Below are 13,359 nucleotides of genomic sequence, written 5' to 3'. Positions count from 1 at the left end.
TTCCAGCGCAGGGTCGCCGCCTTGACCGGATTGGCGAACGGCCGGCCTTCCGCGCGGCTCTTCAGCCATTCACGCTTCAGCTGCTGGTACCACTTCGCCTGCTTGTCGGCGTCGTCGATCCAGATCAGCGCCGGGTCGTAGCGAAGGCCCTCGTTCTGCAGGTTCACCATGCCGCCGTCCTGTTTCAGGAAGGCGACCACGCCCATACGCAGGAAGGGCTTGGCGAGATCGAACACCCAGTGGTCCGACCAGAAAATCTGGGTGATCCGTGTCTTCGTCGGCGTGACCGGCGTCAGGCAGGTCAGGGCCAGCACCTGTTTCTCGCCGACTTGGATATGCTCCCAGCGATAGCCCGGCAAACGGAAGGTGATCTCGGTCGCCGGCGCGCCGCCAAGGATCTTGTAGGCCCGGCTGTTCGAAGACGGGGCATGGCGCACCATGGCGAAGCCGTGCTCGCGCGGCTCGAAGGCCTTGGCCTTTTCGTGCATCGAATGCTCGGACCGCCACCACCACTGCTGATGGACATAGGGGCCGTGGGCGGGGTCCATCAGGCCGACGACGGCGTGGTCGATGTGGCTGTCGAAATCCATCCATTCGACCAGCTTGGCCTCGCCGCCCACCACGCCCGGAAACTGCGGCGGCTCGTGGTCCGGTTCGCCGGCGCCGCGCGGGTCGGATGTCAGCCAGACGAAGATAAGGCCCTGGCTCTCGCGGACCGGATAGCTGCGCACGCGGATGCGGTCGGTCTCGAAGGCCTGGGCCTCGACCAGCGAGGGAATGGCGGCGCAGGCGCCGTCTGGCCGGAAGCGCCAGCCGTGATAGGGACACTCGACGGTCTCGCCTTCGCCGGGCTTGTCGACCACGCGACCGGCGGACAAAGGCGCGGCCCGGTGGGGGCAGATGTCGCGCATGGCGAAGACCTGTCCGCCGTTGGTCCGACCGATCAGCACCGGCTCGCCCAGCAGTTCGTAGCGCTTCAGCGACCCCGGCTTCACGTCTCGCGCCAGGGCGACGAAATACCAGGCGTCCGTCACGAAGCCCTTGCCGAAGGTGGCGGGTGGAGCCTTGGCCTCGGGCGAGCTTGCGGCGGGGGCGGAATCTGCGGGCGTCATGGGATCACTTTAGCGGCCGTCGCGGGGGAAGTCTTGACCGGCTGCATCCATTCGCGCCCTCTGCGGCGACCAGAGTTCAGAAGCGGGCCGTTGTCCGCCAGACAGGGGAAACGCCATGAAGACCATGACCGCCATCGCCGCGCTCGCCGCCTCGCTCTGCCTCGCGACGCCAACCATCGCCCAGGAGCATGATCACGGCTCCCACGGCGCGCATGGATCGCACGGCGCCCAGCCGGCGCAGGCTCACGCCGGGCACGGCCACCAGCATGCGGATTTCGAGTCCGGCCGCTTCCACGTTCGGGTTGACGGACCGGCACAGCCGATCGGCGACGTCATCCTGATCCCGGGTCTGACCTCGTCGCCCGACATCTGGCAGGGCCTGACCGATGAGCTGAAGGGGCGCTACCGGGTTCACCGGGTCCACGTTCAGGGGTTCGCCGGCGCGGAGCCGATGGACAATGCGGCCGGTCCGGTTGCCGCCCCGGTCGCCGAGGATCTTGCCCGGTACATCGCCGAGCAGGGACTGAACAAGCCGGTCGTGATTGGTCATTCCATGGGCGGAACCATCGGCATGATGCTGGCCGCTCGCCACCCCGACAGCGTCGGCAAGCTGATGGTCGTGGATATGGTGCCCTTCATGGGAATGATGTTCGGCAACCCCAGCGCCACGCCTGAAAGCATTGCGCCTGTCGCCGACCAGATCCACGCCGGAATGAGCTCGGGGACGCGTGAGGCCTACGACACCCAGGCCATCATGGCGATCAATGGAATGATCAATACCGAGAGCCTTCGCGCCGGGCCGATCGAGGACATGAGGACCAGCAACCAGCAAACCGCGGCCAACGCTTACCGCGAGCTTCTGGTCTCGGACCTGCGGCCGGAGCTGTCTCGCATCACCGCTCCGACCACGGTGCTGTACGTCAAGTTCAACTATCCGGGCATGACCAACGAGATGGTAGACGGCATCTACCGGGGCGCGTTCGCCACCCTTCCGTCAGCGCAGCTAAAGCGAATCGACAACAGCGCCCACTTCATCATGCTGGACCAGCCGGCGCAGTTCGCCACCGAGGTGAACGCGTTTTTAGAATAGGGCGCTTCACGGTCATGGTTTCGGCGGAAACGTCGTTCACGGTCCTGTGAAGGATACGGGGGCGTTTCCGTTCACCGCCTGATCGGCTAGGACCGACGCAGCGGGTTGGGTGAGGTTCTTCATGGCCGGTGGCTTCAGCTTCGGACGCGGCGGCGGCGACAGGCCCGCCCGCACGCCCTTGCAGCGCCTTCTCTACTGGGGCGCGGTGCTGGCTGTCTGGGGGATCATATTCCTGGTCGTCTTCTTCGCCGTGTTCGCGCGCGACCTGCCGGACACCTCAACGCTCTATAATGTCGATCGTCAGCCCTCGATCACCTATCTGGATCGCAACGGCGCCCTGATCGCGGTGCGCGGCACGCAGCAGGCCCCGCCGGCTGACCTCGACGCCCTGCCGGACTACGTCCCGGCCGCCTTCATCGCCATCGAGGACCGGCGCTTCTACCACCACCCCGGTTTCGACCCGATCGGCATGAGCCGGGCCATGGTGTCGAACATGCGCGCCGGCCGCGTCGTGCAGGGCGGTTCGACCCTGACCCAGCAACTGGCGAAAAACCTGTTCCTCAGCCCCGACCAGAACATGAAGCGCAAGGTCCAGGAGCTGATGCTGGCCGTGTGGCTGGAGATGAAATTCTCCAAGGAAGAGATTCTCGCCCTCTATCTGAACCGCGTCTATTTCGGCGCCGGCGCATACGGCATCGAGGCGGCGTCCCAGCGCTATTTCGACAAATCGGCCAACAATCTGACCGTCGGCGAGGCCGCTTTGCTGGCCGGTCTGCTGAAGGCTCCCTCGCGCTACTCGCCGGTTTCGGAGAGCGAACGCGCCGCCAACCGCGCCACAGTCGTGCTGAACGAGATGGTCGATGCGGGCGTCATCACGCCCGAGCAGCGCGCCCAAGCCGTGACCGAACCGGTCCGCGTCTCGCGCACCTTGGCCACCCAGCACGCCCAGTACTTCATCGACTGGCTTGACAAACAGATCCGCGAACTGGTCGGGGAGCCGACCGAAGACATGATCGTCGAGACCACCCTCGACCTGACCCTGCAGACCCAGGCCGAGCGCTCGGTGCGCCGGATTCTGGATCGCGACCGCTCGCGCGGGGTGCAGCAGGCGGCCTTGGTCGCGCTGGATGGCGAGGGCCGGGTGCGCGCCATGATCGGCGGCGCCTCCTATGCCGACAGCCAGTTCAATCGCGCCACCGACGCCCGCCGTCAGGCTGGCTCGGCCTTCAAGCCGTTCGTTTATCTTGCGGCGCTGGAGAGCGGCTACACGCCGGAGACCCGCGTCAACGACGCCCCGATCCGCATCGGCAACTGGTCGCCGCGCAACTACTCCGGCAATTTCGCCGGAGAGATGACCCTGGCCAATGCTGTGGCCCAGTCGACCAACACGGTCGCGGCCGGCATCGCCGACCAGATCGGCCGCGACAACGTCGCCCGCACCGCCCGCCGCCTCGGCATCACCAGCCGCATCGGTCTGGAGCCGGCCATGGCGCTCGGCGCCGTCGAGGTCTCGCCGCTGGAGATGGCCCAGGCCTATGACGCCTTCGCCAATGGCGGCAAGCGGGTACAGGCTCATGGCATCAGCCGCATCCGCACGCCGCAGGGCCGGGTGATCTACCAGCGCGCCAACCGTGAGGCGGCGGCGGTTCAGGCCATCCCGAACCCCTTCCTCTACTACCAGAACCAGATGCTGCGCGGCGTCGTCAGCTCCGGCACCGGCCGCAGCGCCGCCATCGCCGGTCGCGATCTGGCGGGCAAGACGGGCACGACGTCGGACTACAAGGACGCCTGGTTCGTCGGCTACACGGGCGGCTTCGTCACCGCTGTCTGGGTCGGCAAGGACGACAATACCCCGATGCGCGGCGTCACCGGCGGCGCGGCCCCGGCGGCGATCTGGAAAGGCTTTATGGAGGCGGCCCTGCCGCGCCTGAACGCGCCGGCCATCCCCAACGGCCCGGCGATGCCTGAAGGCTGGCAGCCGCCCAGTCCGGTCGAGAACCTGCTGGGCCAGATCGGCGACATCTTCGGCGACAGCCCGCCAGCCGATCAGGGCGCGCCCTATGAGCCGCAACCGAACCAGCCGGCGCCTCAGCCCCAGCCCCAGCCCCAGCCGCGTCCGGCCGAACCTCAGCAGCCGGTCATCCGGCCGACGCAGCCCCAGCCGCAGCGGGACGAGCCGGCCCAGCGACCGGAGCCGACGCCGCCGACAGAGAAACGCGCCGACCCGCTGTTCTTCTGACGTAGACGGGCAACCCCTCCGTCACGGCGCGCACGCGCCGTGCCACCTCTCCACGCAGCGGGGAGGGGGACCGCCCGAGGGGTGGTGGAGGGGTTGGTTTGCGCCTAGCGCCCCACCGCGTGCAGCGCCGCGCCGTGCTCGCGAAGCCATTTGCGGAAGGGACGGTGGTCGCCGACCAACCGCGCCACGACCGACCAGTAGGCCGGGCTGTGGTCGGCGTGGACCAGATGGGCGACCTCGTGCGCGGCCAGATAGTCGGCCACGGCGGGCGGGGCCATGATCACCCGCCAGCTGTAGCGGATGCTACGATTGTGCGGGCTGCATGAGCCCCAGCGCGATTTCGTGTCGGCGATGGACACACGGACTGGCTTCTGCCCGAGGGTCCGCAGGTGATGCTCGGTGCGCTCGACCAGCACCTGCCGCGCCAGCCGCTTGATCAGATTCTCGACCCGGCGCGCGAAGGCCTCACCCTCGCCGCCGGACTGGATGACCGGTCCCTCCGGCCCGTCGATCAGGCGCGCCGCGCCCGCGCCGCCCGTGGCGACCAGTCGCGTGTCGCGGCCGAACAGCGGGATGGTCTCGCCGGGCTCCAGAGGCTGCCCTTCGACGCGCTCGGCCAGCCGTTGACGCATCCAGTCGGCCTTGGTGTGGGCGAAGGCGACGACCTCGCCCAGCTTGCGCTCTGACGGCGCGACCAGAACGGCCTCGCCGGCGCGGGCGTCGATGCGGATCGACAGCCGCCGCGCGCGGGGATTGACCGACAGCCTGACCGGGACCCCGAGGGCCTCAGGCGGCAGTCGCTGTCCGTTCCGGTACTGCACTCAGCGCCTCGTTGGCCGCGATGAAGTCGCGGACGCGCGGGTAGATCTCGTCCCGGAACCGGCGCCCATTGAAGACGCCGTAGTGGCCGACTTCGGGCTGGACGTACAGCACCCGGCGCTCGTCCGGGATTTCAGTGCACAGCACATGCGCCGCCTGGGTCTGGCCGACGCCGGAGATGTCGTCCTTCTCGCCCTCGACGGTCATCAGGCCGATGTCCGTGATTTTCGTCAGATTCACCTTGCGTCCGCGGTGCTCCAGCAGGCCGCGGGGTAGCAGGTGCTGCTGGAAGACGATGTCGATGGTCTGCAGGTAGAATTCTTCCGACAGGTCCAGCACCGACAGGTACTCGTCGTAGAATTCCTCATGCTTCTGGGCGCCGTCGCCATCGCCGGACACCAGGTCCTGGAAATAGCGCCAGTGGGCGTCCGTGTGCTTCTCCTCGTTCATCGACATGAAGCTGTAGAGCTGCACGAAGCCCGGGTAGACCCGGCGCCCGAAGCCCGGATAGGGCCACGGCACGGTGTGGATCATGTTTGAGCTGAACCAGGTGAAGGGCTTTTCCTCCGCCAGCTGGTTCGTGACCGTCGGCGACAGGCGGGCGTCGATTGGCGAGCCCATGAAGGTCATCGACGCCGGGCGGTTCGGATCCTCGTCCTCCGCCATCAGGGCGCAGGCGGCCAGAACAGGCGGTCCCGGCTGACAGACGCCGACGACGTGGGCGCGCGGGCCGATCACGCCCAGCATGGATCGGACGTGGTCCATGTAGTCGAAGAAGTCGAACCGGCCCTCCAGCATCGGCACCTGCCGGGCGTTGGTCCAGTCGGTGACATAGACGTCGTGGTCCTGCAGGAAGCCCTCGACGGTCCCGCGCAACAGGGTGGCGTAGTGGCCCGACAGCGGGGCGACGATCAGCACCGCCGGCGCCGATGTCGGCTTGTTCGCCCTCTTCAGGTCGCCGATGTGCCGGGCGAACCGGACGAGCCGGCACCATGGCGACGACCAGACGACCTGCTCGGTCGTGCGGACCGGCTTGTTGTCGATGTTGATGACCTTGAGGCCCCAGTCCGGCTTGCCGTAGCGACGGGTGACGCTTTCGAACAGCTCGGCCGAGGCGAACGCCGTCCGCCCGATGGCCGTGTCAGCGGCCGGGTTGAGGGGCGAGGTCCAGAAATCCCGGGCCATCTGGGCCCCGATCCGGAAGGGAGCGGCCGATGCGTAGGCCAGCTCGTGAAGCGTATAGAGCATGCGTGTCCTGATACGGCCCACGCCGCGAGAATGCGGCAGGGCACCATAGAACGCATCGCACTGCAAAAAGATTATCGACGATCACGTGGGTTTGAGGGGCAGGAAAGCCCGCTGCAGCACGCTTTCATCCCGCACACCGTCGATTTTTATAACCAAAGTTAAGGCTGTAGCCGCTCCCTGCCCGCGCTAGATGGAAGGCGCGGTCGGTTTACGCAGCACTTCCGATCGCTGACACGCCGTTCCGGGCTTCTCTCCTGGGTTCCGGGACGGCGTTGTTGCTGCCCTATCCCCGCGCCATCGCCCGCTCGATCACCTGCGCCGCCCGCTCGGGCCCAAGGTCATGCGCGATCGCGGTGCGGAACGTCCCGTCCGGGCCCATCAGATAGACGGTCAGCGAGTGGTTCATGGTGTAGCCCTCGCCCTCGCCGACCTTCTGGTACATCGCGCGATACGCGTCGGCGGCGGCGCGGATCTGCTCCGGCGTGCCGGTCAGGCCGATGACGCCCTGCGGGAAGCCGTCGGTGGACAGATAGTCCTTCAGCGCCTGCGGCGTGTCCCGCTCCGGATCGACCGAGATGAAGACGATCTGCAGACCGTCGGCCTTCGCGCCCATCTGCTGCCTGGTCGCCTCCAGCGAGGTCAGGGTCGTGGGGCAGTAGTCGGGGCAGTAGGTGAAGCCGAAGAAGACCAGCGACCATTTCCCGTCCAGCATGGTCTGATCGACGGTCTGGCCGTCCTGGTTCACGAGCTGGAACGGGCCACCGACCTGCGGCTGGCCGGTGCTGCTGACGACACCGGGCCCGGCGGCGTCCTGACGGCCGACCACGACCATGGTGACGACGGCCAGGGCGGTGGCGATGGCGACACAGGCGCCGGCGAACAGCAGGACAGAACGGCGCGGCATCGCGACCCTCTCGAAAACGCCCCCAACGGGCAGAACGCGTCTATAGAAGAGCCGTGAGCGTCACAGAAGATCATCCTTCGCCGCAGCCTGTTCCTCCGCCGGGGTCCGCCTGGCCGGCGGCCAGTCCGCTGGCCGGCTGGCGCAACATGCCGCGTCGTAGCCGGGGCCTGTCGCTACGCACCCTGATCATCCTGCGCTGGATGGCCATCTTCGGTCAGAGCGCGACCATCCTTGTCGCGACGGCCTTCTTCCACTTCGACCTGCCGCTGTGGGGGTGTCTCGCCGTCATCGCCACCAGCGTGGCGATGAACCTCAGCTCCACCGCCCGGCTGAAGCGCACGGATGCGCCGATCTCCGACGGCGTTCGCACGGCGGGTCACCTCGGCTTCGACATCCTGCAGCTCTCGATCCTGCTGGCGCTGACCGGCGGCCTGCAGAACCCGTTCTGCATCCTGCTGGTGGCGCCCGTGACCATCGCGGCCGCTTCGCTCCCTGCGCGGCAGGCGGTCCTGATGGGGCTGATGGTGCTGATGGCGACCGTCGGCCTCTTCTACTTCTCCCTGCCGCTGCCTTGGCAGCTGGGCACCGAGCTTGAGCTTCCGACGCTCTACAAGCTCGGTATCGGCATGGCCCTGACGACGGGCGTGGTCTTCACCTCGGCCTATGCCTGGCGGGTGGCCGCCGACGCCGAGAAGCTGGAGCTGGCTCTGGCGACGACGCAGGACGTGCTGCAGCGCGAGCAGCGCATGGCGGCTCTGGGCGGGCTGGCCGCTTCGGCCGCGCATGAGCTGGGCACTCCTCTGGCGACCATCCAGGTCGTGGCCAAGGAGTTGCTGCGCGCGTCAGCGCAGGACGGCCAGGCTGCCGAGGACGCCGCCCTGATCCTGCAACAGGCCGAACGTTGTCGCGAGATCCTGAAACGCCTGTCGCAGCAGCCTGAGGAGGGGGGCATCGCCTTCGCCGAGGTGGGGCTCAAAGCGCTGCTGGAAGAGGTCGTCGAGCCCCATCGCGGCTTCGATCTCGCCTTCGACGTTTCGGTCCGGACCGCTTCGGGAGAAGCGGCCCCGCGCGTGCGTCGCCTGCCGGAGGTGATCCATGGCCTGTCCACTCTGGTCGAGAACGCCGCCGACTTCGCCACCAACCGGGTCAGGGTCCGGGCGACCGTGGACGCCGGCTTCATCGAGATCGAGGTCGTCGACGATGGCCCCGGCTTCCCGCCCGACATCCTGCCGCGTCTCGGCGAGCCCTATGTGACCAGCCGTCCGCACGGAAAGGCGCGTCGGGCGCTGGCGGCCCAGATCGCCGCGTCCGTCGCCTCTGCCGCGCCGGGACGCAAGGGGCGCAAGGCCGGGGCGCCCGAGCCGGAAGCCATTGCGCCCAGTCAGGGCGGCATGGGATTGGGCTTCTTCATTGCCCGGACCTTGCTGGAACGCACCGGCGGCAAGGTCAGCGTCGGCGCCGGCGACGGCGGTCGCGGGCAGCCGAAAGGCGCGCGGGTCACTGTGCGCTGGTCGCGTGCGGCGCTGGAGGTCGCGGTCTGACCGATGGTCCGTGGTGTCGCACCCAGGGACGTGAACCTTGACCGCAGCCGATCCGTTACCGACTTGAGTGGCAAGGAGAAGATGATGTCCGAGATTGAAGCCCGCATCGCCACGCTGGACGACAAGACCCTGCTGCTGCTGGACGACGACAACGCCCTGCGCACGCGGCTGGGCCGCGCGCTGGAGAGTCGGGGCTTCGTCGTGACGACCGCCGGGTCGGTCGCCGAGGCGACGGACGCCCTGCGGATCTCGGTCCCGGCCTTCGCCGTGCTGGACATGCGTCTTGAGGACGGCAACGGCCTGAAGGTGGTCGAGATGATCCGGGACCGGCGCGAGGACGCCCGCATGGTCATGCTGACCGGCTACGGCGCCATCGCCACAGCCGTCGCCGCCGTGAAGGCCGGCGCGGTCGACTATCTGCAGAAGCCGGCCGACGCCGACGACGTCGTGAAGGCCCTGCTGATGACCGGTGAGGCCCCCGAGCCGCCGGACAATCCGATGAGCGCTGACCGCGTTCGCTGGGAGCACATCCAGCGCGTCTATGAGCTCTGCGATCACAACGTTTCGGAAACCGCGCGCCGTCTCGGCATGCATCGTCGGACGCTGCAGCGAATCCTGGCCAAGCGCGCCCCGCGCTGAGTTGGTCTGGCGGTCGCTGACCGCATCCACCACACGCAAGCTGTTCGTTCGCGCTTCGCGAACGAACAGCGCCCTCCGTTCGCGAATGGAGGGCGCGCGTTCCTGCATGTCCGGTGGCGGCCCGAAATCCTGATCGGCAACGTCGGGTCATCGGAGCCCGGCAGTCGGGCCTCCAGTCCCGGAGCCCTCGCCATGATCCGCCTCGCATCCGCAGCTGCCGCACTGACCCTGATCGCCGCCCCGGCCTTCGCGCAGAGCGCCCCCGCCACCGTCACCCTGACCTTCGAGACCGGCGCCCGCACCGGCACGATCATGGTCGCCCTCTACAATTCCGAAGACGGCTATCGCTCGGGCCCGGCGGTCGCCCAGGCCATGGTGGATGCGTCGGGCCAGACTGTCGCCACCTTCGCCGACCTGCCCGCCGGCGACTATGCGGTGAAGGCGTTTCATGACGTGAACGGCGACGGCCGGATGAACACCAATCCGTTCGGCCTGCCGGTCGAGCCCTTCGCCTTCTCCAACAACGCCGTCGGCAATATGGGCCCGGCCAGCTGGGGGCGCGCCCGCTTCTCCGTCTCGGGCGACGTCGCCCAGACCATCGTCATCCGCTGATCGCGACGAGGGGGAGAACCGTCATGCTCGCCTCGCGCCGCAACTTCCTGATGGGCGCCGCCGCCCTGTCGGCCGCCGTCGTCACGCCCGAGACCGTCCGCGCCATGGCCGCCATGCAGGCTTCCGCCGACTGGGCGCTCGCCACCGCGGATCTGGAGGGTGACATTGCGCCGCGCGCCCTGCGGCTGGTCCAGGGTCGTGCGCCCGCCGGTCTGGAGGGCGCCCTGTTCCGTAACGGCCCGGGCAAGTTCCGGCGGCCTGGCGGCTCGGCCACCCACTGGTTCGACGGCGACGGCTTGATGCGCGCCTTCCGCATCCGGGACGGTCAGGCGACGCTGGAAGCGCGCTTCGCGGACACGCCCAAGCGCCGCTGGGAGAGTGAGATCGACGCCGTCGTCACGCCCGGCTTCGGCACCGCCGGCGACGACCGCGCGCGGATCGGTTCACCCAACGACGCCAACTCGGCCAACACCGCCGTCATGACCGCCGGCGATCAGATCTGGGCTCTGTGGGAGGGCGGCTCGCCCATGGCCATGGACGCCGGCGACCTGACCAGCGAGGGCTTCGTCACCCTGCGTGATGACCTCAAGGGCATGCCGTTCCAGGCGCATCCCCGCTACGATTCGGACGGCACGATCTGGAACATCGGCCTGCATGGCGACCGGATGATCGTCTGGCGTCTGAACGCCGACCGCAGCCTGCACACGGCCGAGGTCGTGGCCCTGCCGCGGGCCAGCTACATGCATGACTTCACCGCCTCGGCCCGGCATCTGGTGATCGTGCTTCAGCCTTGGGTCTTCGATCACCGGACCATGCCCTATGCGGCCCAGTTCGCCTGGCGGCCGGACATGGGCACGCAGGTGATGGTGATCGACAAGGCCGACCTGACCCGGACGCGCCTCTTTTACCTGCCGGCCTTCAGCTATTTCCACCTGGGCGACGCCTGGGAGGACGCCTCGGGCGCGATCCGCTTCGACGTCGCGGCGGGCAAGGACGTGGCCTTCGCCATCGAGGGCGCGCGGGTCATGGTCGAGGGCAGGGGAACCGTGCCGGGCGAGCCGGCTCAGCTCTCGCTCATCACCCTGCACCCCGACGGTCGCGCCGAAATGGTCTCCTCGGGCGTCACCGCCGAGTTTCCCAAGAGCGATCCGCGCCGCGCGGGTCTGCCGCGTCGCTACACCTCCCATGTGGCGGGCGAGACGGGCGGCCGACCCCTGCCCACCGGGCTCGCCGTGCACGACTGGGAGACCGGTCGGTCCGACGGCTTTGACTTCGGCGACACGGTGGTAATGGAAGAGGCCGTCTGGGTCCCGAAGCCCGGTCGATCCGGTGAACGGGACGCCTGGCTCGTCGGCCCGGCGATCAACCTGACGGAGGGCGTCACCGAGCTGCATGCGTTCGACGCGGCGCGGGTGTCCGATGGGCCGGTCGCCAGCTGGCGCGCCGACATCGCCCTTCCGGCCGGCTTCCACGGGGTCTGGGCAGGCTAGACCGAAATCGGATCAGTTGGGCGCAGTCCAACTGGGCTCAGATTTCGGTCCAGGCTCTAGTACCAGCCGGCGTCGCGCAGGGCCTTTGCGTAGCGCCGGCTGACCGGGGCCTCGATCCCGCCGTCCAGCGTCAGGGTCGCCCGGCCCTCGCCACGGGCGACATCGCGGACGGCGCCCTTCGCCACCCACCAGCTGCGGTGCGTCTGGGCGCCTTCCAGCCCCTCAAGTTCGGCGAGGGCGTCGGAGAAGCGCATCAGGATCAGGTCGGAGCCTCGATCGGTGTGGATGCGCAGATAGTGGTCTTCGGACTCAACTGCCCGGATCGCCCCGCCACGCAGCTTCGGCGGCAGGCGATCGAGGAACCGGGCCGGCGCGGCGTTCACCGGCGCGGCGTGGGTCTGCACCGGCGTGCGCTGAAGGAAGATGTTGAGGAGGCTCAGGATGCCTGTGATGAAGATCACCGGCACGAAGAAGCGGACCAGTCTGGCGACCGACGGGTGCCGGCCCTGCTCGAACCAGAACAGGGTGTAGCCCCACACCACGAACGTCAGCGGCAGGCCGATCGCCAGCGTCAGCACCAGCGCGCCCAGCCAAGGTCGGCGGTCGTAGTCGATCCAGCGCTCGATGACCTGTGAACAGACATGGCCCCAGATCGCGCCGACCGCCATCAGCGGCAGCCAGTAGATCAGGCGGTGGATCAGTCCAGCTCCGGTCATGCCGAACGCGCCGGTGAAAGCCAGAACGAAGCCGGCGGCCAAGGCGATCCCCGTGCCCTTGATCAGGCTGCGGTCGATCGCGATCGACAGCCGGACAGGCGTGTCTGTCATGCGCTCTTGTCCGGCGCGCAGACCGCGCGGAAGCCGGCGGCGGCGAAGCGGACCATGTAGTCGCCGGCCGTCTCCAGATCGCCAGATCGACACAGGCCGCCCGACAATCTGTCCAGGCGCCCGGTCTCGCCGAGCGTCAGCGTCAAGGCGCCCGACAGGTTGTGATAGGCCCAGTAGAGATCCACTTCGCGCGCATCCGGTAGAATCTGACGGATCAGTTCGATCAGCCGCCGGATCGCGGGATCGAAATAGCGCGCCATGGTCTCGCCGCCGAAGGCCGGATTGGCGTTGGTCTGGGCGACCAGCGCCGCGTAGTGCTTCCAGCCCGGCCCGCCCTTGAGCGACCACTGGAACGGTGGGCGCAGGAAGGCGTCCAGCAGCCCCTCCAGCGTCATCTTGCCCTGCGGGGTTTCGCGCGCATAGCGGTTGATGGCGTCGACCCGTTCGTTGTTCCAGACCTCGGCCCGGCGCAGGAAGACGGCGTCGAACAGGGATCGCTTGGCGCCGAAATAATAGTGGACCAAGGCCGTATCGACGCCGGCTTCGCGCGCCACCTCGCGGATGGTTACGCCGTAGAATCCGTGTTTCGAGAACAGATCCTCTGCTGCGTCGAGGATTGATTCGCGCGTTTCGCCCGTGGCTGCGGCCTTGGCCTTGGACGGCCTGCCGCGTCTTGCGGGGCGGGTTTCGTCGGGTTCGGAAGCGTCGCTGCTGCTCATGGGACGGGAGGCTAGGCCGTCCCGGGGCGACTGTGCAACGGCGCCACAGTGATTGCGGACGGGCTGCTTACGAAAGCGCTGCAGTTTGACACAAAGCTGAAATCGGTTACGTTCCGAGA

The 13,359-nt window shown here is 68.2% G+C and carries 12 protein-coding genes; 6 read left to right on the top strand and 6 right to left on the bottom strand.

The window, feature by feature from the left end:
- A partial coding sequence (locus ABDZ95_RS02370; RefSeq protein ID WP_343789782.1) for a Rieske 2Fe-2S domain-containing protein occupies positions 1-1,112 on the bottom strand: 1,112 nt, incomplete at its 3' end.
- Positions 1,113-1,227: 115 nt separating this feature from the next.
- Here ABDZ95_RS02370 and ABDZ95_RS02365 point away from each other — a divergent pair.
- The gene (locus ABDZ95_RS02365; RefSeq protein ID WP_343789780.1) at positions 1,228-2,202 is read left to right on the top strand and encodes an alpha/beta fold hydrolase; all 975 of its coding nucleotides are present in this window, start codon (positions 1,228-1,230) and stop codon (positions 2,200-2,202) included.
- 121 nt (positions 2,203-2,323) lie between these two features.
- Positions 2,324-4,441, top strand: coding sequence for a transglycosylase domain-containing protein (locus tag ABDZ95_RS02360; RefSeq protein WP_343789777.1), 2,118 nt, complete (start codon positions 2,324-2,326; stop codon positions 4,439-4,441).
- Positions 4,442-4,545: 104 nt separating this feature from the next.
- Here the strand turns inward: ABDZ95_RS02360 and ABDZ95_RS02355 are convergent, their stop codons facing one another.
- The 3 genes from ABDZ95_RS02355 to ABDZ95_RS02345 form a co-directional block, all read right to left on the bottom strand.
- Positions 4,546-5,262, bottom strand: coding sequence for a M48 family metallopeptidase (locus ABDZ95_RS02355; RefSeq protein WP_343789774.1), 717 nt, complete (start codon positions 5,260-5,262; stop codon positions 4,546-4,548).
- Positions 5,228-6,508 (bottom strand): polyhydroxyalkanoate depolymerase, encoded by a 1,281-nt coding sequence (locus ABDZ95_RS02350; RefSeq protein ID WP_343789771.1) that lies wholly within the window; start codon positions 6,506-6,508, stop codon positions 5,228-5,230. The genes ABDZ95_RS02355 and ABDZ95_RS02350 overlap by 35 nt, the downstream gene beginning before the upstream one ends.
- Positions 6,509-6,791: 283 nt before the next feature.
- Positions 6,792-7,412: an SCO family protein gene (locus ABDZ95_RS02345; protein ID WP_343789768.1), complete on the bottom strand. Its 621-nt coding sequence runs from the start codon at positions 7,410-7,412 to the stop codon at positions 6,792-6,794.
- A gap of 146 nt (positions 7,413-7,558) precedes the next feature.
- On the opposite strand from ABDZ95_RS02345, the gene ABDZ95_RS02340 reads away from it, so the two are divergent.
- The 4 genes from ABDZ95_RS02340 (at position 7,559) to ABDZ95_RS02325 (ending at position 11,694) form a co-directional block, all read left to right on the top strand.
- Positions 7,559-8,953 carry an ActS/PrrB/RegB family redox-sensitive histidine kinase gene (locus ABDZ95_RS02340; protein WP_343789764.1) on the top strand — a complete coding sequence of 465 codons (1,395 nt, stop codon included), beginning with the start codon at positions 7,559-7,561 and terminating at the stop codon, positions 8,951-8,953.
- Between the two features lie 84 nt (positions 8,954-9,037).
- Complete coding sequence (locus ABDZ95_RS02335; RefSeq protein ID WP_343789762.1) at positions 9,038-9,592, top strand: ActR/PrrA/RegA family redox response regulator transcription factor; 555 nt, start codon at positions 9,038-9,040, stop codon at positions 9,590-9,592.
- A gap of 192 nt (positions 9,593-9,784) precedes the next feature.
- Positions 9,785-10,204 (top strand): DUF2141 domain-containing protein, encoded by a 420-nt coding sequence (locus ABDZ95_RS02330; protein ID WP_343789759.1) that lies wholly within the window; start codon positions 9,785-9,787, stop codon positions 10,202-10,204.
- Between the two features lie 23 nt (positions 10,205-10,227).
- The gene (locus ABDZ95_RS02325) at positions 10,228-11,694 is read left to right on the top strand and encodes a carotenoid oxygenase family protein (RefSeq protein WP_343789756.1); all 1,467 of its coding nucleotides are present in this window, start codon (positions 10,228-10,230) and stop codon (positions 11,692-11,694) included.
- Between the two features lie 56 nt (positions 11,695-11,750).
- Here ABDZ95_RS02325 and ABDZ95_RS02320 read toward each other — a convergent pair whose 3' ends face one another.
- Positions 11,751-12,521: a LytTR family DNA-binding domain-containing protein gene (locus tag ABDZ95_RS02320; RefSeq protein ID WP_343789753.1), complete on the bottom strand. Its 771-nt coding sequence runs from the start codon at positions 12,519-12,521 to the stop codon at positions 11,751-11,753.
- Positions 12,518-13,240 (bottom strand): TetR/AcrR family transcriptional regulator, encoded by a 723-nt coding sequence (locus ABDZ95_RS02315; RefSeq protein WP_343789750.1) that lies wholly within the window; start codon positions 13,238-13,240, stop codon positions 12,518-12,520. The genes ABDZ95_RS02320 and ABDZ95_RS02315 overlap by 4 nt, the downstream gene beginning before the upstream one ends.
- Between the last annotated feature and the right edge of the window lie 119 nt (positions 13,241-13,359).

Source organism: Brevundimonas kwangchunensis (assembly GCF_039523815.1).
GTDB classification, from domain to species: domain Bacteria; phylum Pseudomonadota; class Alphaproteobacteria; order Caulobacterales; family Caulobacteraceae; genus Brevundimonas; species Brevundimonas kwangchunensis.
This window is presented reverse-complemented; position numbering and strand designations above follow the sequence as displayed.